Consider the following 24,233-nt stretch of genomic DNA (forward strand, 5'->3'; position numbering starts at 1 on the left):
AATGATAGCTGTTTATTTTTTCTTGTATCATTAGAGCTTCTATAGCTACTCACGCTGTTGTAGTTTGAGAGCAGTTCCCACCGGAAGGGTGTCATTCCAGTGCTTGACACTGGGATGACAGGGGAGGGAGGCTGCTGGGATCCTGACAACCGTCATCCCGCTGCTTGTTAGCGGGATCTAGAGATACCGCGGCGGTATGACGTAGAGCTACGTGTTTAGGTTTAATGAATCCACTATATCTTTTACTTGAGAAAAAACATACTCTTTGCTTACACTGGTATCGATAATAAAGTCACTTATCTTCCTTTTCTCCTCAATAGATAACTGAACATCGGAGATTAGATTAAGCTTTTCTTTATCTATGTTGCGTTCGTTAAGTCTTTGAGCTTGCACAACGCTATCTGCATGAACAAAAACAATAAGGTCGCAATATAAATAAAATTTTGTTTCTAATAGAAGTGGCACATCTAAAACTAAAAGTTTTCTATCGATCTTTTTTTCCTTAGCAATAAAAAATTCTAATTCACGCAGCACAGTAGAGTGAACCAAAGATTGAAATTGTTTCCAATTTTCATCGTAGGCTAAGAAATATTTAGACAGTACTGTTCTATCTATTTCACCATTTACTACCACTCCAGGAAAATTTTTCTCTGCATAACTTATTATGCTTTTATCCACTTTATAAAGTTGGTGTACAACAGAATCAGCATCAAATACAGCAGCACCAAACTCTTGAAAGCAATTAGTTACAAAGCTCTTTCCTACCCCAATTCCGCCTGTTAGACCTATAATCATATAACAAAAACACATTAGACTTCTTTCGAAACTATAGCTAAGGTTTCTCTATATATATTAACTAGATTTTCTAGATCCCAGTGTCAAGCACATAACTATACGAACATTGCAATTTGTAGGTGGTGTCATTCCAGTCTGGGATCTAGCTTTTTGGTAATTTTATCGAAAATGTTTGCTCGTTTACAATCAATTTTCCTGGATTCCAGTGTCAAGCACTGGAATGACACCCTACTTAACCGTCATACCGCCGCGGTATCTCTTAGCCACTAACACGTAGCGGGATGACGATTGTCGATAAATCTAAGTTACTTTAGCAACAGTTATTCTCCACTAAATTACTCTGAATTTTGGTTATATTATTTGCGGATTTCACTGCTGAAATCTCAAATTTTGAGCTTGTGTTCAAAAATGATTCAACTGACCTGCCAAAAAAATCATATCTCCATCCCTTGAATAATTTATCTGTCTGTCCAGATATTGACCCGGTTAACTCATCTTTTGAAGAAACTAATTTCCTTGATATGTTACTTTCTTTACATTTACTATCTAAAATAATTGAGAGTATATCAAGTACAGATTTGTCATAATTACTCGATAAGGTGTTGTTTTGCTGCATCCAATTTCTCTCATTTTCATTAAAAATATTCACAAACTCTAGTAAATCTGCATCTTTTATATTTTTTGCATTCCTCTTGAGATCATCTAAAATTTCATCAACATGCTCTATATTTTTTTCAATAAAATCAGCTATTACAGCATTATTGATTATTTTATTACGGTTCATATTATAGCGCTGTGCTAAGGTTTCTTGCCACTCACTAACTGCTTTAACAGTTAGTATCAATCTTGGATTTACTTCATAATTAAATTTAATCCTCTTCCATGCATCTTTTGGGCTATGTAAATACTTATTTATATCAACTATTGATTCCATCTCTTCTTGAAACCAACCCATCCTATTATTTTCTTCAAGTTTATTGCACAATATTTGGTATAGGTCATATAGGTGTACCACGTCGTTTACTGCATAATCTAACTGATCTTCGGACAACGGACGCCTTAACCAATCTGAATTTTTAGCTTTAATTTTATCCAGTGCTATTCCTTGATATTGCTCCACTACTTTTGAGTAACCAATAAAGTCATGATAATAATGACAAAACATAGCAGCAACTTGGGTATCAAAAATGGGAGTGGGAATACATTTAAACACAGTGAGTAAGGATTCTATATCCTGCCGGCAGCTATGAAACACTTTGGTTATCCCCTGATTTAGCATTATTTTCTTAATGAATGATAAATCAATTTCTGGCACTAGTGCGTCTACAATAAAACTCTTCTCTCCGTAAGAAATTTGAATTAACGATAATTTTGGGTAGTAGATTAAATTATTTCTAATGAACTCCGTGTCAACTGCTATAAATTTTGGCTTTTTTGCTATCAACCCCTCACCTATGTCCTCCAGCTCCGACGTTGTATTAATTAACATATGTTTTTTATTCAGTGGTTCTATTTTACTACTTATATTAAATTTTGCAATTAGAGTCACTACGAAATTAGTAATGGAGCTTGCTAGTTACTTATAATATTATAAAGTGTTTGTTATGTAGTGGTGAAGTGTTATGGTAGATTTTATAGACCTTTTTCAAGGAAGTAAAGATTTTACGATGTGCATGCACAACGGTTCAGGGGATGCAATATATAATCGATGTATATCTGCTGTAAGAATGGACCCGCCATGTATGCATGGTGAATCTATTCAAGGTTTGTTTGAAAGTTCGTTTGAACAAGGTGTTGTGACTGTTAGAGTGAACTTAGACTTAGAAACTTTAAATGTAGTGGTATATAAATCTCCTCCAACTTCTGATAAGCTTGACGCATTTTCACTAGCATATCAAATAGACAGATATCACATAGATGAGAATACTATAGTTTTTGATGAGAAAGTAAATACAATAAAATTTGATATATCAAATCCTTTAAAACATAAATTTATTACATTTGAGATTTTTAAAAGATAAATTATAATTCTGGTTCATTTATAAAAGGCTAGACTTAACGTGCCAGGCAGGAATTAACTGAAAGAAAAATTGAAGTAGCAAGAATTGATCTAGTTTGATATTACTAATATAGTAAATCTCTGGATATATAATAAGAACTAGATTCCAGCGTCACGCGCTGGAATGACAGGGCTATAGGTATCATCCAAGTAGCCTCTTTCTTGTCATCCCAGTGTCCTGACACTGGTTTCCATCCAAAAGGGTGTCATTCCAGTCTGGAATCCAGATTGGACACTGAATTGGTGAGTGTAAAATTCTACGTCATACCGCCGCGGCGCTAACAAGAGATCCCGCTAACAAGCAGCGGGATGACGGTTGTCAGGCTAGCTGTCATCCGAGTAGCCTCCTTTTTTTGTCATCCCAGTGCCCAGACACTGGGATCCAGCCTTTCTGCAATCTCATCGAAAACGTTTTTCTATGCTAGTTTGCTTGTGAGCAAGCAAACTTTCCTGGATCCCAGTGTCTGGGCACTGGGATGACACCCTACTAGCGGAAGTTACTCTCAAATGTTTGTTCATGTTAGCCACAAACATTAAGAAATTTACCAAATGAAAAAAAAGGCAAAAGAAGCCCTGTGGTTATTATCCGCTTTAAAATATTGGCGTTTTTTATGTTTTAAACGCTTGACAAGCGAGATTCAGCCGCTTTTAATTGCAACTAACTTACGCTGCAAATGTTTAAGAAATTTACTAAGCAGAAAAAAAGACAAAGAATCCCCGAGTTAGCTAGTCTTTTACTATCTCTGTCGAGTATTGGCATTTTTTGATGTCTTGTAACGCTTTATAAGCGCGTTCAGCTTATTTAGATAAAAATCTAGATGTAGATGAAGTTTTGTAAAGACATACAGTATCTATATACTGCAAAAAATTGAACATAAGACGCCGATACATTAAGTAATCCTTACCTTTTAATCTGCAGATTGGCGAAAGCAAATACAATAGCTTCACTATCATGATAAGGGCGCTGGCGAAGGGTGTCAAGTAAGTTTTTCGTTTCTATAGCTACTATAGTACTTCCCAAAGTAAATGATAAAGGTATAATAAGCTATTTGAGTTATAATGGCGTATAGTGTGGATTTAAGGGAAAGGGCAGTATCGATGATAGAAAAAGGGAAGTCAAAGGTTGAGGTGGCAGAGCTTTTGGAGATAGGAATAGCAACTCTGTACCGCTGGTTAAGAAAGAAAGCCGCTGGTGAAAGCCTAAGGCCATCGAAAAACGGCAGCTTTATTCGAAAAATAGACCCAAAAATACTCGAAGAATATGTTAAAAAGAATCCAGATCATACGCTGGCAGAGATGAAACAAAATCTTGGATTTGGAATAAATTCAATTTGGTATAGGCTGAAACAGCTAAGAATTACTTTAAAAAAAAGTTACACTATATCAAGAGCGCAATCAAGAAGATAGGCAGCGATTTACCGATAAAATCTCAAAAATAGACCATTCCAGCATCTTATATATAGATGAAGCAGGAGTTGATAATAGGTTATACCGAGAGTATGGACGTGCTCCAATAGGAAAGAAAATTTATGCAGATATTCCAGGAAGAAAACGAGAGAGAATCAGTATAATAGGCGGGTGGATTGGAAAGAGATTTATTGCACCAATGACTTTCAAAGGTGGGTGTGACAAAGAGGTATTCAATACATGGTTAGAGAAGATGTTATTACCTAAATTGCCACATGGTACTACAATAGTTATGGACAATGCCACATTCCATAAAACTCCCAAAACAAAGGAGTTAATAGATAATGCTAGATGCCGTTTGCTCTATCTACCAACATATTCACCAGATTTGAACCCTATAGAGCATTGTTGGAATACCATCAAAAGCCGCCTCAGACCTTTAATGCATAAATATACAGACTTACAACTTTTGGTTGGTAATACCATAATGGAAATTTATCATTCATTTTAGAAAATACTATACCACGATTGTATAGGTAATTCTTCACTTATAATAATGATTCAAGCCTTCAGCTCCTCAAACACTTCACTTGCTCTATTTAAAACAGAATCAGGAAAACCAGCAAGTTTTGCTACATGTATTCCATATGACTCATCTGCAATGCCTTCAATTACTTCATGTAGAAAGATAACCTCTCCGTTCCACTCTCTTATTTTTACACAAAAACATTTCACGTTCTTCAAGTATTTGCTTACTTTAGTTAATTCATGATAATGAGTTGCAAAAATGGCGCGGCACTTATTTACATTGTGAATATGTTCAATCACCGCCTGTGCAATAGATAATCCATCATACACCCCTGTGCCCCTACCAATTTCATCAAGTATCACCAAGGAAAGGTCCGTTGCCTGATTTACTATCGTTGCTGTTTCGATCATTTCTACCATGAAGGTGGAATAACCAGCTGTTATATTATCTGTTGCACCAACCCTGCTAAATGTTTTGTCAATCACTCCAATATGTGCACTCTCTGCTGGCACAAATGACCCCATGTGAGCTAAAATTGCAATGAGAGCGTTTTGCCTCAAGAAAGTGCTTTTTCCAGCCATATTAGGACCAGTAATTAGATGTATACCAGCTAAATTGATGCTATTTGCAATGAATTTATCGTTAACTTCAACCACTGGATGTCTTCCGCTACAGATATTGAACTCTTTGCTGTCATCAATAATGGGTTTTACGTAATTATTTTGCACTGCAAGCTCTGCAAACGCGGTTCTAATGTCAAGTTTTGCCAAAGCATTTGCAGCAAGAGCAATTTTTTCAGACTCTTTAGCAACTTCACTACACAGTTCACTAAAAATTTTCATTTCTAAGCCGATTGCAGCATCACGTGCCGTAAGAATTTTATTTTCTAGTTCTTTCAATTCATTAGTAGTGTAGCGCATGCTATTTGCTAAGCTTTGCCTATGAATAAATATATCCGAAGTTATTTTGTGATTTGCTGATACTTCAACGTAATAACCGAGTATATTGTTGTGCAATATTTTGAGTGCGGCAATGCCAGTTAGGTCGCGATAAGATTCACGGAGCTTAGTTACCAACTTGTTACTGTTGTTCAATATATAAGATAACTCAGATAATTCTGAGTTGTATTTTGAGTGAATAAACCCTCCTTCTTTCACGGAACTGAGGTTATTATCAAGTATAGCACTATTTAACAGTTCAAATAGGTCTTTATGATTGCCAAGGCTTTTATGTATTGTGCTTAGTTCACTCTCGTCTGATTTTACTGTTATTCCAGCGCGTGACGCTGGCTGGATCTCAGTTTGGATGACATATTGTTGTGGGAGAGATCCATTTTCACCTGATTCAATTTTACATAAGAACTCAGACAATTCTAAAGTCTTTCCTAGGCCTATTTTCAATAGGTTCATATCCTTTGGTGAACCACGCCCTAGTATTAAGCGCGATAAAGACCTCTCAATATCCGGAATGTTAGATAATATCTCTCGTATTTTTCTGCGTGGCTCATGATTATTTACAAAAAATTGAGCGGTGCTGAGCCTCAAATTGATTGCCTTGGAGCAAGCAAGGGGTGAAGCGAGCATTTGTTTGAGCAGGCGTCCACCAGAAGCTGTAACTGTATGATCAATAACTGAAATTAGTGAACCTTTCTTTTCACCAAATTGAGTTGAAAACAACTCAAGATTTCTCCTTGCTGAAGCATCAATAAGCATGAAATTTTGTTGCTTATAGGTTTTTGGGAATTCAAGCCTTGGAATAGAGCCCCTTTGTGTTACTCTGACATATTCAAGCAGTGCACCGCACGCCATGATTTCTACTTTGCTGAAATTTCCTATACTCCCAAGTTCCCTGATTTTATAAAACTCGCATAACGTTCTGTGAGATTTACTATACTCAAAAAAGCTCTGTGCGTGTTGCGTAATTGATATTTTATAATTTTTTAAAACCGATCTAATTTTTTCGTCCTCAGTGAATTTTTCAGAAATTAATAATTCTCTTGGTGATATACGCAATAAATCACTATCTAGAGCTTTCAAACTCGTTAAAGTGTGAAAAAATTTTCCCGTCGATAATTCAAGCCAACTAATAGCATATTCGTCATTTTGTTCAACTATGGACGCGAGATAATTATTGCTTTTATCCTCCAGTAGTGAATCTTCTATAATTGTACCTGGAGTTACAACTCGCACTACATCACGTTTTACTATGGATTTATAGCCCCTCTTTTTTGCTTCATCAGCAGTTTCTAATTGGTCACAGATTGCTACTTTGAATCCTAAATCTATTAGCTTGTGTAGGTAAGATTCACTACTGTGTGCTGGCACTCCACACATTGGTATGTCCTGCCCACACGAATTACCTCTCTTGGTTAGCACTATATTCAGCAATTTCGCAGCTTTAATAGCATCATTGAAAAACAATTCATAAAAATCTCCTAGCCTATAAAATAGCAGATGATCTTTGTATTGAGCTTTCAGGTTCAAATACTGCTCCATCACAGGGGTGTTTTTTTCTTTCACGAAGCTCATAATATTTTTTAATATATTGTATTGATAAACGTTATTATAGATTATATTGCACATGTGGATAACATAAATTTTAAATAGGTGTATAGAGGAAAAAATTTAAAACAATTAAATTTCTTGGATCCAAGTAGTCAGGACACTTGGATGACATAAAGAGTAGGAGTATTTGATGACAAAAAAACAAAAAACGCAGTTGTCATTCCAGCACGTGACGCTGGAATCCAGCTTCTATGCAAACTCATCAAAAACATTCATTTAGTGTAAGATCAGCTACTTTCCATGCTAGTTTACAAGCAAACTTTTCTGGATCCCAGTGTCAAGCACTGGGATGACATCATAGGGGCACTGGGATGACACCCTCCTTGTGTGTATTATAGCTAAAAAGTGACTTACGACAATTTGAAAAACGACATATTCATCATTCCGCTACTATAGTATTTTCTAAAATGAATGATAAATTTCCATTATGGTATTACCAACCAAAAGTTGTAAGTCTGTATATTTATGCATTAAAGGTCTGAGGCGGCTTTTGATGGTATTCCAACAATGCTCTATAGGGTTCAAATCTGGTGAATATGTTGGTAGATAGAGCAAACGGCATCTAGCATTATCTATTAACTCCTTTGTTTTGGGAGTTTTATGGAATGTGGCATTGTCCATAACTATTGTAGTACCATGTGGCAATTTAGGTAATAACATCTTCTCTAACCATGTATTGAATACCTCTTTGTCACACCCACCTTTGAAAGTCATTGGTGCAATAAATCTCTTTCCAATCCACCCGCCTATTATACTGATTCTCTCTCGTTTTCTTCCTGGAATATCTGCATAAATTTTCTTTCCTATTGGAGCACGTCCATACTCTCGGTATAACCTATTATCAACTCCTGCTTCATCTATATATAAGATGCTGGAATGGTCTATTTTTGAGATTTTATCGGTAAATCGCTGCCTATCTTCTTGATTGCGCTCTTGATATAGTGTAACTTTTTTTTAAAGTAATTCTTAGCTGTTTCAGCCTATACCAAATTGAATTTATTCCAAATCCAAGATTTTGTTTCATCTCTGCCAGCGTATGATCTGGATTCTTTTTAACATATTCTTCGAGTATTTTTGGGTCTATTTTTCGAATAAAGCTGCCGTTTTTCGATGGCCTTAGGCTTTCACCAGCGGCTTTCTTTCTTAACCAGCGGTACAGAGTTGCTATTCCTATCTCCAAAAGCTCTGCCACCTCAACCTTTGACTTCCCTTTTTCTATCATCGATACTGCCCTTTCCCTTAAATCCACACTATACGCCATTATAACTCAAATAGCTTATTATACCTTTATCATTTACTTTGGGAAGTACTATAGTTAGCGGAATCTATACCGCGAATGAATCGCGGTATGACGTGTTGCTTGGGTCAGCTATATGTAAGTTGTGGCCCTTCTTTATTATTTTTATTAGCGGCAGTTGTATCATCAACAGATATTTCAGAGCTAACAGTGCTAATAGTTTTTTCTATCGCTTTAGCCTGTTCATAGTCTTGACTCAAAAAATACATGGCCAGTCCAATAGCTATACTAGCAACAAGAGAAGATGCTATCATTACACCTAGTATCATACCACCAGAAAGACTTACTGCAACACACACACCAGCTCCAAGTACAACACCAAGAAAACCACCAATTATTACGCCAGGCACCAAACTGCCTACCATAGCGCTTTCTTTTTTCGTATTAGCTTGTTTTTTCATACTTTTAATAAGCACTTCTTTTGTTTCTCCTTGAGCTAAATCTAAAGGAATTTTATTATCCGCGTTTTGTATCAAAGGATTTGCACTATATGTAACAAGAAGGGTGGTTATTTCTTCAGTTTTATTACCTATAACTGCATGATGTAGTAATGTATTTCCCTCTTCATCTTTAAAGTTTATATGAGTACGAAATTCTTCATCTAGATTTCTTATTGGGTTGTTTTTTGCATATATCCTAGATTGTATTGCTCCATCTAAGTATTGTATTACTTGTTCTAGTGATTGCTCGCCAGGATTTTGTATAAAATGAAGCAGAATTTCGTGTACTATCGCTTCCTTTGTAGTTTGTGGGCATTGTAAAGCGTAATTAAATGTCTGTGTAGTAATAACTTCTTCTTTTCTTTTTTTAAGAACAACCCTTAAATCTTCAATCGCCTTTTCACCATCTTTTATTCCAAGAATTATTGAATCCAAATTATTTATCATGCTATCCTCCTTGGTTTGATTGCATTGCTCATTAATAAATAATATAATAAATCCTGCTAAAAGTCAAGCAATTAATTAATAAGTTAATATAATCCTCCAAAAGGAGCTCCTTACTTTTTGTTCAGCATGTCCATTGGATCAGACTCTTTAAGCTTGCTGTTTGCTGAATTTATTCATCATAATAGCTACAATGTGCTATCGAAGTTCTCTGTAATCTTAGTTGGTTCTTCTAGAATATTCAAAATATCAGTTGCACAATAAACCCGATCTCTCTTTCCTTGAGAAGTTTGTGAAACGATGCCTAAATCTTCAAGCTTTACGATTGCTCTTTGGGCTGTTGTAAATACGACACCTAAGTTTTCAACCACTTTCCTTATAGTAAAGTAAGGGTTTAAAGACTATTAACTAAATCATTGTCCCATTCAAATTTTGGTGGCAAGGGGCTTGGTATAAATGCCTGATAACCAGCGAATACTTTGCCTGATGGTGATCCTTTAATATACATTCATTCAACCTAGCACACTATTTTTATAGTATATATTATTTTCAAATAAAGTCAAAAATGAAAATAAGGCTTTATCTTATTTGCGTGCATGAAAATAAGAAACTCTCTTATTATTGATTTTGCTCAAAAACGAAAATAGAAGAAGCTGCTGAACTTTATATATCCTGTTTTTCTGGAGAACTGCTATAAAACTTCTGAGTGAAGTCACTTAATTTTTACACATCTATTGTAGAGTAAGAAGAACCGAATTTGAAACAAAAATGCTAACTGATGCTTGGACTTTACTGACACTTACACTACTTGAAACTATACTTAGTGTAGACAATTTAATCTTTATTTCTCTAGCAATAGATAAGGTACCAAATGCGCTGAGAGAAAGAGTGCGCCTTATGGGCCTTGGATTAGCACTATTAATGCGTTTTGTAATACTATTTTTTACATCATCTATATTGTCAATGCAAAAACCTATATTTCACACTGCATCAGCAAGGGATTTACTTATGATCGCAGGGGGATTATTCCTTATTGTTAAGAGCTCTATGGAGTTACGGGATGACATCTTTGTATGTAAGAAAAATAAAAAGAAAGCAAACGTTAAATCAAAATTTTTTTTAGTTGTGCTACAAATTATATTAATAGATTTAGTTTTTTCGGTTGATTCGATATTAACTGCTATAGCACTAACTTATAACATGGTAATAATTGCTACAGCATTTACATTTTCCATGCTAGCAATGCTGTTTTTATCAAGTTATACCGCCCAGTTAATCAAATCTAACCCAGGGTTAAAAATAATCGCCATTTTATTTATTTTACTTGTCGGTGTGTACCTCATACTTCATGGATTTCATATAGAATTACCAAAAGGATATTTGTATTCTTCATTTATGTTTGCACTGCTTGTGGAAATTATAAGCAAAATAAAGAAAATTAACCGTCATACCGCGATTCATTCGCGGTATCTCTAGATCCAGCTAACAAGCAGCGGGATGACAGCAGTCCTACGTCATACTGCTGCGGATAGATCCCGCTAACACGTAGCGGGATGACGAGGTTATCGTCATGTTGCCGCGAACCGTCATACCGCGATTCATTCGCGGTATCTCGGCAATAAATCCCGCTAACAAGTAGCAGGATGACTAGACTTTTAATTTACTCCCACTCGATGGTTGCAGGTGGCTTGGAAGTTATATCGTACACAACTCTATTTACTCCGGGAACATTATTAACAATTATACTGCCGACATTGCGTAAAAAATCCCAAAATACTAGCAAGTGTTGATCCTTATCTTCAAATGGAAATGCATCGGCTGTCATACCATCAGATGATGTTACAGCCCTTAAAGCACAAACATATCCATACGTACGACCATCTCCCATAACGCCTACAGTTTTTATTGGTAATAATACAGCAAAAGCTTGCCATATCTTATCATATAGATCGTAATTTTTCATCGTATTAATATATATTTCATCTACTTCTTGCAATATTTGCACCTTTTCTTTATCGACTTCACTTATAATCCTCACTGCAAGTCCGGGTCCAGGAAATGGATGTTGAAATATTATCTCGTCTGAAAGCCCAATTTCTTTTCCAAGTAGCCTTACCTCATCTTTAAAGAGGTAACGTAAAGGCTCCACTAACTTCAGATTCATCTTTTCTGGCAACCCACCAACATTATGGTGAGACTTAATTGTGCTAGTGTTGTCTGAGGCATGCCCTGACTCAACTACATCAGAGTAGATGGTACCTTGCATCAAAAAATCCACATCACCTATTTTTTTTGCTTCTTCTTCAAACACTTCAATAAAAGTGTTACCGATAATTTTTCGCTTTTCTTCTGGATCAGTTATTCCCTTCAACCTACTCAAAAATAAATTTGATTTATCAACGTAATTTATCGGAATCTCTTTCAACATAGCGATGGTTTGGTTCTTGCGTAACAACCCAGTATCGATAAAAATACAGTTCAATTGTTTTCCTATAGCTTTATGTGTGAGAGCCGCTGCAACACTTGAATCAACCCCACCACTCACTGCAGCGATTACTTTTTTCTCTCCTACTACATTTTTGATTTTTTCCTTTTGCTCCTCAATAAACGACTTCATTGTCCAGTCCCTTTCGCAATTTGCAATATCCAAGAAGTTAGAGAGCAATTTACTGCCATTTGTTGTGGGCTTAACCTCAGGATGGAACTGAGTACAGTAAATCTTCCGCTGTTCGTTGACAATCATTGCAATTGTTTGATTTATCACACCTGATGCAATAACAGTAAATCCATGTGGTATAGTATCAACACTGTCCGCATGGTTCATTAATACATCCACTTCAGAATTAACGTCCCAGGTATCCTTTACAATGGGGGATTCTTTTAGTATCTTGATTTTAGTTCTACCAAACTCCTGTTTGAAACTCTCTTTTACTTTTGCTCCAAAATAATGACAAATGAGTTGCTGTCCATAGCATATTCCAAGTATAGGAACGTTTGTTGCCTCATTAAGTTTTATAATTTCATGTACTACTCTACTTGTTTCAGAACAATCATCATTTACAGATTGTGGTCCTCCAGAGAGAATAAACCCATTGAATTTTGATATTGTTTCAAAACTGATGTTGCTTGGAAATATCTCACAATAAACGCCCATTCCTCTTACTTGTCTTGCGATAAGCTGTGTAAACTGTGAACCAAAATCAATAATGGCAATTGCTGACAATTTGCTCCTCCATATTATTTAAAATGATATCTGATAATAAAGAAAATAATGGAGTAAGTAAACCAAGACCTGTTTAAAAGCTTTAACGCGTGGTACAAGTTAGCTATATAGCTAATTTTCCTACACCATACCGCTGCGGCGCTAACTAGTAGCGGAATGACAGCAATCTACGTCATACCGCCGCAGTATCTCAGCCGCTAACAAGTAGCGGGATTATCTTCATGCTGCCACGAACCGTCATACCACCGCGAACCGTCATACCGCGATTCATTCGCGGTATCTCGGCAATAGATCCCGCTAACAAGTAGCGGGATGACGATTGTCGTTTAGCCATAAATGTTTAAGAAATTTACCAAATGAAAAAAAAGGCAAAAGAAGCCCCGTAGTTGGCTAATTACTTACATTATACTTTCAAGTATGGCGTTTTTTTATTCTAAACGCTTAATAACCGCGACTCAGCTGCTTTTAAATGCAACTAACCTTAGCTATAAATGTTTAAGAAATTTACTAAACAGAAAAAAAGGCAAAAGAAACCCTAGGGTAGCTAGTTATTCACTATCCATTTTTTAAGTTGGCGTTTTTTTATGTTTTAAACGCTTTATAAGCGCGTTTCAGCTTATGTAGGTAGAAGTTTTATAAAGACATAAGGTGCACATAGTGCAAAAAATTAAACATGAGACGCCAGATACGTGAGTTTTTTTGTCATTTAATCTGTACAGAGAAGATAAATAAATAGCTTCAATTTTATGATAAGAGGGCTGGCGGAGTTTGTCAAGGAAGTTTTTTCGTTTCTATTCCCAATAAAAGTGCGTTATATGGTTATGCAAGAAGTCTATTTACCCATTTGCTTAACTTTCTCTCTACTTTTTCTGAGTAAGGCCGCTATTGGCATGACAGACATTCATCGTAGTCAATATCTGTTTTTTGTTGCAATATTTCACTTTTTTTGAATATGTCATGCGAGACCTTATCGGCTCTCTGCATTGATTGTGATCTGCAGTAATATAAGCTCTTCAATCCTTTTTTCCAAGCAAGCATGTGTATTTTGTGCAAGTAACGTTTATGTACGTTGGCAGGTAAGAACAGATTTACTGATTGAGATTGACAAATATACGAAGTTCTATCACTTGCATGTTCTATAATCCATCTTTGGTCAAGCTCGTACGCTGTTTTAAATGTCAATTTTTCATGCTCACTAAGAAAATCTAAATGCTGAACGGAACCCTCGTTTGTTGAAATTGAAGACCATATTTTATCATTGTCTTGATTTTTTTCTGCTAATAGTTTTTGCAAGAATTTATTTCGCACTACAAATGAGCCTGTAAGTGTCTTTTGTATGAATACGTTTGCTGCATATGGTTCTATTCCAGGAGAGGTATTACCTGCAATAATGGAGATCGAGGCAGTAGGAGCAATAGCGAGTTTGTGTGTAAACCTTTCCATTAGATCAACTTCTTTGGCATCAGAACATGCTCCCTTTTCTTCTGCTAATTTTTTAGAAACTATATCTGCTTGCTCGCGTAAATACTTAAATATTTTTTTATTCCATTGTTGTGCTGTTACTGATTCAAAAGGAACCATTTTGCTTTGTAAAAATGAGTGAAAGCCCATCACACCAAGACCAATACTGCGTTCTCTGGCTGCAGAATATTTTGCTCGCTGCATTTCATTCGGTGCTTTATTTATGAAATCTTCCAATACATTATCAAGAAAGCGCATTATATCTTCTATGAAGAGTTTATTGTCTTTCCATTCTTCGTAGTACTCAAGGTTTACGGATGATAGACAACACACAGCAGTGCGTGACTTATTCAGGTGATCATAACCTGTGGTTAAAGTTATTTCACTGCATAGATTTGACATCTTGATGTCTAAGTTGAGCTTTTTGTAAGATTCTGGCTTATTGTTATTTGTTGCATCAAGGAAAATAATGTAAGGTTCTCCAGTTTCAACTCTTGCTGTTAATATTTTGATCCATATATCCCGCGCTTTTACAGTTGAAATAACCTTATTGTTGTGAGGGCTTATTAAATTCCATTCTTGATCATTCTCAACAGCCTGCATAAATTTATCTGTTACTATTACAGCATGATGTATATTTAACGCTTTGCGATTTGGGTCACCGCCTGTTGGCTTGCGTAAATCTAGAAACTCTTCTATTTCCGGATGAGATACAGGAAGGTAGACTGCTGAACTTCCTCGCCTTAGGGATCCCTGACTAATTGCAAGCGTTAGAGCATTTTGCACTACAATAAATGGAACAATTCCTGATGTTTTGCCGCTACCCTTTACGCTTTCGCCTATTGAGCGTAAATTTCCCCAATAACTACCTATGCCTCCTCCACGTGCAGCAAGCCAAACATTTTCGTTCCATAGATCAACTATTCCCTGCAAGCTGTCTTCGGTTTCATTAAGAAAGCAAGAGATAGGTAACCCTCTCTTAGTGCCACCATTGCTGAGTATTGGTGTTGAAGGCATGAACCACAAGTTGCTCATGTAGTCATAAAGACGCTGCGCATGTTCTTTATTATCAGAATAGTAATTAGCAATACGTGCAAAGAGGTCTTGATAACTTTCATTTTCTATTAAATACCTGTCTGATAGAACTGCTTTTCCAAAGTCGGTTAATTTGCTGTCCTTTGCGTAATTAATGGTAATGTTATTCATAAAGTTCCTTTTATTCTTTTATTATATATAGATACTTAAAAGTCATTTTGAGCGATTTTTAAGTTAGGTTTTTCGGATTTTCTTGTTGATGCTGTAATGCAAACAAGATACCGTCAACCTGACTGCCATATATTTTACAGTAACTCATATAACTTATTTGCATATTTATTTCTTTTGCAACATGTTGAACATAACTTTCTGAGTGACGAAAATAGTCTCCTTTATTTACAAGGTCAATACCTTCACCTTCCTTTCTTCTTATTAAACATACAATAACTCCTTTTTTGCTCGTAGATCTTTTTGCTAATTCCAACTCTTCTTGAAAGTCATGTAGATAATGTAGCACTTCAGCAAAGATAATTACATCATACTGCTGGTTTTTCTCTTGTTTAAGAAACTCTTTCATTTCCATATGTATTAATTCATTGTAAACAGGCTTACCTTTTATAAAGCATCCTCTTGCGATATTTAGCATTCTACTTGAAATGTCAATTCCTGTTATATGGTTTCCAATACTATTTATTTTCAAGAAATGACCACATATTCCAGTTCCACAACCAAGGTCGAGTATATTGAGCTCAGAAGTGGAGTTGTTGAAGATTTTTGTAATTATCATGTGTACAAGTTCATGCCCTCTATATTGTTTGGCAATCAACCAATGCTCAACAAAATATTCACCTGTGTAATCAAAATATTGTCTTATGAGGTTTTTTGGCAATTCTGTAATAGGCGCTGAGTTTGTCATTTTTTTTATATAGTAAGACGCCTCCTCGTGGTCATTATCTAATTTTAGTGCCCTTGTTAAATAATTATAAGCTTTGTTAGTATTCCCTACCGCAAAATGACACCTTCCGATGTTATACCAGACTATAGGTAAATGGGGGTAAAATATGCTAATTAACCAAAATCGTAACTTTGCATCTGATATGCTACCTTTATAAAAGTGATATAAACCGATTTCAATGTTGGTGTTTAACAGGTTCTTAGATTTTTTAAGAAGCACTGTCATTTCTTTATGAAGAGTATTATATTTATTCACAATGAAGTGTTTTACTTTCTTAATATTTAATACGCCAATGAGCTTAGACATACAATTTAAAGCAACGTTTTTTATAAGAGAGATTACTTTTCATACGTTAGAAATACTCCGAATGTTTATTATCATTTTTAGGCAATTGATTTTAACACATTTTATCTTACAAAATATCTTTTTTATTAATTTTTACTGTATATATAAGTTTACCACATATTTCTCAGATTATACTGTTTAGGATTGCTAGTATATTGTTGTTGATAATATAAGTAAATGTTTTGTGCAAAAAGGCGTTGACATATTATTTATTAGGTTATAACATATAAAAGATTAATTTAGTTTTTAGATGTTTGACAAGTTTTATGGTAGAGATTAATTTAATCTCAATTCAATTTTAATAATATTTAACTCTGCATATTCTGCATATAGTCGGATAAATAAATTATTAAGAGCACTTGATGGATGCCTTGGCGTTAAGAGGCGATGAAGGACGTGGCAGGCTGCGATAAGCTGTGGGGAATTGTCAACAAATTTTGATCCGCAGATTTCCGAATGGGGAAACCCAACTAGTTTAGCTAGTTATTACGTACTAAGTATGTAAAGCAAACTTGGTGAACTGAAATATCTAAGTAGCCAAAGGAAAAGAAATCAACCGAGATTCTGTTAGTAGTGACGAGCGAAAGCGGAAAAGGCTAGTGATTTAAGAATAAGAATTAGAATACTCTGGAAATAGTAACCATAGAAGGTGATAGTCCTGTATAAGTAGAAAGTTTTTAAATCCTTGAGTAGAGCGGGGCACGTGAAATCCTGTTTGAATATGGGGGGACCATCCTCCAAGCCTAAATACTCCTTAACGACCGATAGTGAACAAGTACCGTGAGGGAAAGGTGAAAAGAACCCCGGGAGGGGAGTGAAATAGAATCTGAAATCAAGTGCTTACAAACAGTTGGAGCTCTATATCAATTTATTGATATTTAGAGTGACAGCGTACCTTTTGCATAATGGGTCAGCGAGTTAATCTATGAAGCAAGCTTAAGCCGTTAGGTGTAGGCGTAGCGAAAGCAAGTCTGAATAGGGCGTTTTAGTTTTATGGATTAGACCCGAAACCAAGTGATCTAGTCATGACCAGATTGAAGGTGTGGTAAAACACACTGGAGGATCGAACCAGTTAATGTTGCAACATTATTGGATGAGTTGTGATTAGGGGTGAAAGGCCAATCAAACTTGGAAATAGCTGGTTCTCCGCGAAATCTATTTAGGTAGAGCGTTGTATGTATGTTGTTGGGGGTAGAGCACTGGATAGACTAGGGGGATTCACCGTCTTACCAAATCTAACTAAACTCCGAATACCAACAATTAATTATACAGCAGGCACACTACGGGTGCTAAGTCCGTGGTGAAGAGGGAAACAACCCAGATCACTATCTAAGGTCCCAAAATTACAGCTAAGTGGGGAAGGAAGTAGAAAAACCATTACAGCTAGGAGGTTGGCTTGGAAGCAGCCATCCTTTAAAGAAAGCGTAACAGCTCACTTGTCTAAATAAGTTTTTCTGCGCCGAAAATGTACCGGGGCTAAAGCTGTATACCGAAGATGTGAGTGCTTATTGATTTCGATCAATAGGCGCGGTAGCGGAGCGTTCCGTAAGTCTGTGAAGGTGGTTTGTGAAAACTGCTGGAGATATCGGAAGTGAGAATGCTGACATAAGTAGCGTAAAAGAGTGTGAAAAACACTCTCACCAAAAATCTAAGGGTTCCTACGTTAAGTTAATCTGCGTAGGGTTAGTCGGTTCCTAAGGCGAGTCCGTAAAGGAGTAGTCGATGGCAATTAGGTTAATATTCCTAAACCTCTTAAGTGTGACGGGTTTCGTATTTGTATAGATCTCATTGGATTGATCTATGCTTAAAAGAAGCTCCAGGAAATAGCACTTATATTTATGAGGCCGTACCGCAAACCGACACTGGTGGATGAGTAGAGTATACTAAGGTGTTGAAAGAATGATGTTGAAGGAACTCGGCAAATTATACCTGTAACTTCGGAAGAAGGGTAACCTGCTTTTAGGCAACTATGAGTAGGTGGCACAAAATAGGGAGTAGCGACTGTTTACTAAAAACACAGGACTCTGCAAACACGTAAGTGGAAGTATAGGGTCTGACGCCTGCCCGGTGCTGGAAGGTTAATAGGAAGGGTGCAAGCTCCGAATTGAAGCCCCAGTAAACGGCGGCCGTAACACTGACGGTCCTAAGGTAGCGAAATTCCTTGTCGGGTAAGTTCCGACCCGCACGAATGGCGTAACGATTTCTCCACTGTCTCCAACATCACTTCAGCGAAATTGAATTCCCCGTGCAGATGCGGGGTACCCGCGGTTAGACGAAGAGACCCCGTGCACCTTTACTATAGCTTTACATTGCTATTAAAAGTGTGATGTGCAGGATAGGTGGGAGACTTTGAAGTTATGGCGCTAGCTATAATGGAGTCAACCTTGAGATACCACCCTTTACACTTTTGATATCTAACTATGTTTCATTATCTGGAACTAGGACATTGTATGGTGGGTAGTTTGACTGGGGCGGTCGCCTCCTAAAAAGTAACGGAGGCGTGCGAAGGTAAGCTAGAGCTGGTCGGAAATCAGCTTGATAGTATAATGGCATAAGCTTGCCTGACTGCGAGGCTGACAAGCCAAGCAGAGACGAAAGTCGGTCATAGTGATCCGGTGATTCTGTATGGAAGGGTCATCGCTCAACGGATAAAAGGTACGCCGGGGATAACAGGCTGATGGTGTTCGAGCGTTCATAGCGACGACACCGTTTGGCACCTCGATGTCGACTCATCACATCCTGGGGCTGAAGAAGGTCCCAAGGGTTCGGCTGTTCGCCGATTAAAGTGATACGTGAGTTGGGTTTAGAACGTCGTGAGACAGTTCGGTTTCTATCTGCCGTGGGTGAAGGAAATTTGAGAAGGTCTGACTCTAGTACGAGAGGACCGAGATGGATATACCTCTGGTGTACCAGCTGTTATGCCAATAGCATCGCTGGGTGGCTATGTATAGATGGGATAATTGCTGAAAGCATATAAGCAAGAAACCCTCTTCAAAAAGATTTCCCAATTAAGGCCGTGGAAGACTACCACGTTGATAGGCTAGGTGTGGAAGCATGGTAACATGTGAAGCTAACTAGTACTAATAGCCTGATTGATTTATTTGCTTTCTATATGTGTGTATGCAGTGTTAAATATTAAGTTAAAATTGTTAAGTTAGAAATTTTTATTGACTTGGTGGCTATAGCAAAAATGAACCACCCGATCTCATCTCGAACTCGGAAGTGAAACTTTTTAGCGCTGATGGTACTTGAAAAGGGAGAGTAGGTCGCCGCCAAGTTTATAAAAATTTCTTTGTTAATTAGACAGTAGGTATACTTATATTTTAACTTTCTTGTTTTGTTACTATTCTTTAAGTTTTTACTTTAACTACGATATCTTTTTTTTCTTATATGTTCTTGGTCATTTTCTACATTATTTAGCATTGTTCCTACTTCCCCTAATTGATTCCCTTTTGAAGGAGAATTACTGATTTCTGGTAATATTACATTACCTCCCACTTTTTTAAATAATTCTTCTTGTTGGCGAAATGCTGACCTCCAATCTGTTCCTGTTCCTTTAGGAAGAAATAAGAATTGATACATCTGACCAAAGCCTGTGTTATTTACCTCTTTTATATGCTCTACCATTCACCACACCCATTAACTATTTTTAAAAATTTTACCTATATTATCATAAAAAATATAGTTGTAAATAACTTAATTGAGATTTTTTTTTATTTTATCTTTTTTAAGCAAATAGTTAGATCTTTTTGTAAATTTTTATAACTTGCTTGCATAATGTTTCTATGAGTTAGTATTATGTAGTAGTGCCCTATATTACTTATATTTAAAATGTTAATTTTAGCAAGCATTCGTAGTTGCCTTTTTATTTTATTTCTTTTTGCTGCTTTTCCGGTTTTTTTACTGATAGCCAGACCTACTCTAATAGTATGAATGTACTTTTCAGGTTCTCTTTCTTTTATAGCGTACAGTGATATATAAAGCCCACGATAAAAAAGACTGTTGAGTGCTAACTTATTTTTGAAAGCAGAAGAAAAATCTTTTTTTTTATACTTACTATGCGCATAATTTGTTACACCCTAATGAACGGCGCCTATTAAGGATTTTTCTTCCAGCTCTTGTTGCCATACGTGAACGAAATCCGTGTCTGCGCTTTCTTATCAAATTTTTTGGTTGAAATGTTCTCTTCATTGTTTTTATATTAATATAATTATTTATTTTAAATTGTTTTACTTTATTGTCAAATAATGGTGAACTTGTATGACATTTTCGTAGAATAAAATTTGATGCATGGAAGAATGAATTCGGTGATAGTCATACCTGTCTTACTAATCCTTTTATTTTGTTTTAGTAGGTTTCAAGAAGTAAATAAGGTTAAATCTTATCTATATCTTAGTTGTGTATGGATGCTAACTTGGTTGTTAGTATTCTATAATAATTGTTTTGTAACTTTTATTTCTATAGCGTTACTTTTTTTCATGCTTGCTTTTATCTTTAAAAATAAAAGAAATAAGATAATAAAACTTTCGTTATTTGTGGCTTTGGCCATATCATTTTTTATCACTTTATTTATAATGCTGTCTATTTTTATTCAATCCATTAGTTTTTTTAATAAAGTAGCTATTTCAGAATTCTTGTTTTGCTTGAAATGGGGCCACAATGTAGTCACTATCAATGAAGAGAAGATAGGATGTTTTGGTATAGCGCCGCTTTTAGTTGGTACATTACTTATAACTATTATAGCAATGTTAGTTGTCGTTCCGCTTGGTTTATTTTCTGCAATATATATTAGTGAATATGCGAGTGAGAAAGTGCGTTATATTGTTAATACAACTTTGCAAGTTTTGTCTGCTATTCCTACGGTTGTATATGGATATTTCGCGGTTGTGTTTTTGTCTTTCTTTATAAAGCAGGTAGCAAATTTTTTTGGTTTAAGTATACACTCAGAAAGTGCCTTAGTTGCCGGTTTATCGATTGGGATAATGATTCTTCCTTTTATTATTTCTTTACTCGAAGATGCCATAAGATCTGTTCCAAAAAGCTTGCGTTATGGCTTCATGGCACTTGGTGCAACTCCAGCGGAAACTATATGGCATATAACAATACCTTATGCAATGCCTACAATTTTAAGTGCAATTTTATTGTCAATTTCAAGAGTGATAGGTGAAACAATGATTGTGCTAATGGCTGTGGGAATCAACGCAAATTTGACTTTTAACCCTCTTAATTCAGTTACTACCATTACCGTGCAGATCGCTACATTACTTACCGGAGATCAGGATTTCAATAGTGTACAAACTCTTGCTGCTTATGCGCTTAGTTTAGTATTGTTTATTATTACTTGGCTATTAAATGCATTTGCATTGTTTGTAATGAAGCGTAACTAGTAAGCGTTTTAATGTTGCAAAATTTCTATTAATAATATAAAATTTATTTTCTTTAGAAGTTCTTTTATGGAATTATAGTGTTAGGTGATAAAAATAAAGAGATGAATATAGGTAGAGCGATTAAGGTAACTCAAGCAGTTGTTGATATAAAATTTGAAGGTGAATTGCCTAAAATATTTAATGCTTTAAAAAGCAAACTAAAATATAAGGATAAGGAGCTGGTTTTAGAAGTTTCGCAGCATATAGGTGACAATATAGTTCGTTGTATTGCTATGGATAGCACAGATGGCATGTCAAGGGGGGATGAATTTGTTGATACAGGTGCACCAATATCGGTGCCAATTGGGCGTTCAACTTTAGGAAGGATTTTTAATGTTGTTGGAGAGCTTATAGATGAGTGTGGTCCACTGAAGGGAAAGTATAACTTAGAGCCTATACACAGAGCACCTCCAAGTTTTACTGAACAGAGAATACAGGAAGAAGTTTTAGTTACGGGAATAAAAGTTATAGATCTTCTTGCACCTTATCTTAAAGGAGGAAAAATTGGCTTATTTGGTGGAGCCGGTGTTGGTAAAACAGTCCTAATAATGGAATTAATTAATAATATAGCAAAAGCTCATAAAGGATTTTCTGTGTTTGCCGGGGTAGGGGAGAGAACGCGTGAAGGTAACGATCTTTATCACGAGATGATCACTTCAAATGTAATAAATATAAATGAGCATGAAAAATCTCAAGCTGTTTTGGTTTATGGTCAGATGAATGAGCCTCCTGGAGCAAGGGCTAGAGTTGCTTTAACAGCACTTACTATGGCAGAGTATTTTCGTGACCGTGAAAACCAAGATGTTCTATTTTTTGTGGATAATATCTTTAGATTTACACAAGCTGGTTCTGAAATTTCTGCTTTACTTGGAAGAATACCGTCAGCTGTTGGTTATCAGCCAACCCTTGCAACTGATATGGGTGCAATGCAAGAAAGAATAGCTTCAACAACTTCTGGCTCTATTACTTCTGTGCAAGCTATATATGTTCCTGCGGACGATTTGACTGATCCAGCCCCAGCAACTACATTCTCTCACCTTGATGCAACCACAGTGTTGTCAAGGCAAATAGCTGAAATGGGAATATACCCTGCTGTTGATCCACTTGATTCAACTTCTCAGTCTTTATCTGCTGAAATCATTGGTGAAGAACATTATAATGTAGCTTCTGAGGTGAAACGTATATTGCAAACTTATAAATCACTGCAAGATATTATCGCAATACTTGGTATGGATGAGCTATCTGATGAAGATAAAATTATTGTTGATAGGGCTCGTAAGATTCAGAAATTTCTTTCTCAACCTTTTCACGTTGCAGAAATATTTACTGGCATGCCTGGTAAATTTGTTTCACTTTCTGATACTGTTTCCAGTTTTAAAGGGATTGTTGAAGGCAAATATGATCACTTACCAGAGGCTGCTTTTTATATGGTGGGGAATATAGATGAAGCAATAAAAAAGGCTGAATTAATACAAGCTGAAGCTAAATAAAAGTTAAAGATTATGAATACTTTTAAAGTGCAATTTTTCTCTCCTGATGATCAAATTTCATTCAGTGGAGTGGTTTCTCTTTCAGTAACTGGGCTCGAAGGGGAGCTTATGATTTTAGCTCACCATGCTCCTTACTTAATTTATTTATTGCCTGGTATGATTACTGTTAAAATGAGTAACCAAACAGAAAAGAAGGTTGTAATTGATAGTGGCGTATTAGAAGTTGCAAATAATAATTGTAGCATTATAACAAGTCAAATTCAGGTTTTTGATCGTGCAATTCATGATGAGAAATCGTTTAAAAATAAGAGAATTAGTATATATTTAAGTTATCTTGATGAGAAGTTTCTTTCTTAGTTATTTTAGGCAAAAAGTCAATTATCATTCAAGTGGCTATAAGATTTTTGCTCAGGGGGCTCTTTTTTGTCATCCCAGAAACCCCGGGGTGTCATCCCAGTGTCGGAGTACTTTAGGTGTATGATCCCAGAGTGTGATGGTATGGGACCATACACCTAATCAAATAAAAATTAAAGAAGGAGAGTTGGTTGTAACGGTTGGAGATAACGACTTTGTTTTACCTGGAATTTACGTTGGATAAACTACAAAAAATAACAGGTAAAAATCAACGTAAATTTAAGATAAATCGATTTTATTAGTATTATCAAATCAAAATCTGTTTTTAATTAATCAATAATACTTTTTTACATATTTTCATCCCCTTTCATGGATTTTTTAATTTTATAGATGATATCTAATATTATTA

18 protein-coding genes, 2 rRNA genes and 2 pseudogenes are annotated in these 24,233 nt (G+C 35.9%); 9 read left to right on the forward strand and 13 right to left on the reverse strand.

What is annotated here, in order from left to right; translation table 11 throughout:
• Positions 1–207: 207 nt before the first annotated feature.
• Positions 208–795: a dephospho-CoA kinase gene (gene coaE / locus ABWU72_RS04640; RefSeq protein ID WP_155968973.1), complete on the reverse strand. Its 588-nt coding sequence runs from the start codon at positions 793–795 to the stop codon at positions 208–210.
• A 310-nt stretch (positions 796–1,105) separates the two neighbouring features.
• On the reverse strand, positions 1,106–2,284 hold the full coding sequence (locus ABWU72_RS04645) for a ribonuclease D (protein WP_151808068.1): 1,179 nt from the start codon (positions 2,282–2,284) through the stop codon (positions 1,106–1,108).
• 133 nt (positions 2,285–2,417) lie between these two features.
• Here ABWU72_RS04645 and ABWU72_RS04650 point away from each other — a divergent pair, with 133 nt between their 5' ends.
• The 3 genes from ABWU72_RS04650 (at position 2,418) to ABWU72_RS04660 (ending at position 4,772) form a co-directional block, all read left to right on the forward strand.
• Positions 2,418–2,816 carry a hypothetical protein gene (locus ABWU72_RS04650; RefSeq protein ID WP_007548550.1) on the forward strand — a complete coding sequence of 133 codons (399 nt, stop codon included), beginning with the start codon at positions 2,418–2,420 and terminating at the stop codon, positions 2,814–2,816.
• Positions 2,817–3,913: 1,097 nt separating this feature from the next.
• Positions 3,914–4,261, forward strand: coding sequence for an IS630 transposase-related protein (locus ABWU72_RS04655; RefSeq protein WP_155968342.1), 348 nt, complete (start codon positions 3,914–3,916; stop codon positions 4,259–4,261).
• A 28-nt stretch (positions 4,262–4,289) separates the two neighbouring features.
• The gene (locus ABWU72_RS04660; RefSeq protein ID WP_231115908.1) at positions 4,290–4,772 is read left to right on the forward strand and encodes an IS630 family transposase; all 483 of its coding nucleotides are present in this window, start codon (positions 4,290–4,292) and stop codon (positions 4,770–4,772) included.
• A 50-nt stretch (positions 4,773–4,822) separates the two neighbouring features.
• On the opposite strand, the gene mutS is transcribed toward ABWU72_RS04660, so the two are convergent.
• From mutS to ABWU72_RS04685, 5 genes are all read right to left on the reverse strand, one after another.
• A complete protein-coding gene (gene mutS, locus ABWU72_RS04665; protein WP_353283928.1) occupies positions 4,823–7,318 on the reverse strand; it encodes a DNA mismatch repair protein MutS in 2,496 nt (831 codons plus the stop codon).
• A 438-nt stretch (positions 7,319–7,756) separates the two neighbouring features.
• On the reverse strand, positions 7,757–8,248 hold the full coding sequence (locus ABWU72_RS04670; RefSeq protein WP_155968340.1) for an IS630 family transposase: 492 nt from the start codon (positions 8,246–8,248) through the stop codon (positions 7,757–7,759).
• 19 nt (positions 8,249–8,267) lie between these two features.
• Positions 8,268–8,615, reverse strand: a complete 348-nt coding sequence (locus ABWU72_RS04675; RefSeq protein ID WP_155968342.1) for an IS630 transposase-related protein — start codon at positions 8,613–8,615, stop codon at positions 8,268–8,270.
• A 104-nt stretch (positions 8,616–8,719) separates the two neighbouring features.
• Positions 8,720–9,538 carry an ankyrin repeat domain-containing protein gene (locus ABWU72_RS04680; RefSeq protein ID WP_155968969.1) on the reverse strand — a complete coding sequence of 273 codons (819 nt, stop codon included), beginning with the start codon at positions 9,536–9,538 and terminating at the stop codon, positions 8,720–8,722.
• Positions 9,539–9,723: 185 nt separating this feature from the next.
• Positions 9,724–9,906, reverse strand: a complete 183-nt coding sequence (locus ABWU72_RS04685) for a hypothetical protein (protein WP_006279522.1) — start codon at positions 9,904–9,906, stop codon at positions 9,724–9,726.
• 397 nt (positions 9,907–10,303) lie between these two features.
• On the opposite strand from ABWU72_RS04685, the gene ABWU72_RS04690 reads away from it, so the two are divergent.
• Positions 10,304–11,011 (forward strand): TerC family protein, encoded by a 708-nt coding sequence (locus tag ABWU72_RS04690; protein ID WP_038199715.1) that lies wholly within the window; start codon positions 10,304–10,306, stop codon positions 11,009–11,011.
• A gap of 184 nt (positions 11,012–11,195) precedes the next feature.
• On the opposite strand, the gene guaA is transcribed toward ABWU72_RS04690, so the two are convergent.
• The 3 genes and pseudogenes from guaA to ABWU72_RS04705 form a co-directional block, all read right to left on the reverse strand.
• Positions 11,196–12,758, reverse strand: coding sequence for a glutamine-hydrolyzing GMP synthase (gene guaA / locus ABWU72_RS04695; RefSeq protein WP_155968965.1), 1,563 nt, complete (start codon positions 12,756–12,758; stop codon positions 11,196–11,198).
• 882 nt (positions 12,759–13,640) lie between these two features.
• Positions 13,641–15,425: a ribonucleoside-diphosphate reductase subunit alpha gene (locus ABWU72_RS04700; RefSeq protein ID WP_006280151.1), complete on the reverse strand. Its 1,785-nt coding sequence runs from the start codon at positions 15,423–15,425 to the stop codon at positions 13,641–13,643.
• A 58-nt stretch (positions 15,426–15,483) separates the two neighbouring features.
• Positions 15,484–16,558 (reverse strand): annotated as a pseudogene (locus ABWU72_RS04705) (methyltransferase domain-containing protein).
• Between the two features lie 335 nt (positions 16,559–16,893).
• Here ABWU72_RS04705 and ABWU72_RS04710 point away from each other — a divergent pair.
• Both ABWU72_RS04710 and rrf read left to right on the forward strand, forming a co-directional pair.
• Positions 16,894–19,659 (forward strand): 23S ribosomal RNA (locus ABWU72_RS04710).
• A gap of 66 nt (positions 19,660–19,725) precedes the next feature.
• Positions 19,726–19,832 (forward strand): 5S ribosomal RNA (gene rrf / locus ABWU72_RS04715).
• Between the two features lie 85 nt (positions 19,833–19,917).
• Here the strand turns inward: rrf and ABWU72_RS04720 are convergent.
• From ABWU72_RS04720 to rpmH, 3 genes and pseudogenes are all read right to left on the reverse strand, one after another.
• On the reverse strand, positions 19,918–20,181 hold the full coding sequence (locus tag ABWU72_RS04720; protein WP_077188558.1) for a hypothetical protein: 264 nt from the start codon (positions 20,179–20,181) through the stop codon (positions 19,918–19,920).
• Between the two features lie 86 nt (positions 20,182–20,267).
• Positions 20,268–20,543 (reverse strand): annotated as a pseudogene (gene rnpA, locus ABWU72_RS04725) (ribonuclease P protein component); the annotation flags it as partial.
• A gap of 67 nt (positions 20,544–20,610) precedes the next feature.
• Entirely contained in the window at positions 20,611–20,745 is a 135-nt protein-coding gene (rpmH, locus tag ABWU72_RS04730) for a 50S ribosomal protein L34 (protein ID WP_006279898.1), read from the reverse strand.
• A 107-nt stretch (positions 20,746–20,852) separates the two neighbouring features.
• Here rpmH and pstC point away from each other — a divergent pair, with 107 nt between their 5' ends.
• From pstC to ABWU72_RS04745, 3 genes are all read left to right on the forward strand, one after another.
• Positions 20,853–21,941, forward strand: coding sequence for a phosphate ABC transporter permease subunit PstC (gene pstC, locus ABWU72_RS04735; protein ID WP_038199744.1), 1,089 nt, complete (start codon positions 20,853–20,855; stop codon positions 21,939–21,941).
• A gap of 101 nt (positions 21,942–22,042) precedes the next feature.
• Entirely contained in the window at positions 22,043–23,470 is a 1,428-nt protein-coding gene (gene atpD, locus ABWU72_RS04740; protein WP_010962432.1) for a F0F1 ATP synthase subunit beta, read from the forward strand.
• 12 nt (positions 23,471–23,482) lie between these two features.
• Positions 23,483–23,827, forward strand: coding sequence for a F0F1 ATP synthase subunit epsilon (locus ABWU72_RS04745; RefSeq protein ID WP_006279902.1), 345 nt, complete (start codon positions 23,483–23,485; stop codon positions 23,825–23,827).
• The last annotated feature ends 406 nt before the right edge of the window (positions 23,828–24,233 follow it).

The sequence above is a fragment of the Wolbachia endosymbiont (group A) of Lypha dubia genome, assembly GCF_964028575.1.
Taxonomy (GTDB): domain Bacteria; phylum Pseudomonadota; class Alphaproteobacteria; order Rickettsiales; family Anaplasmataceae; genus Wolbachia; species Wolbachia pipientis.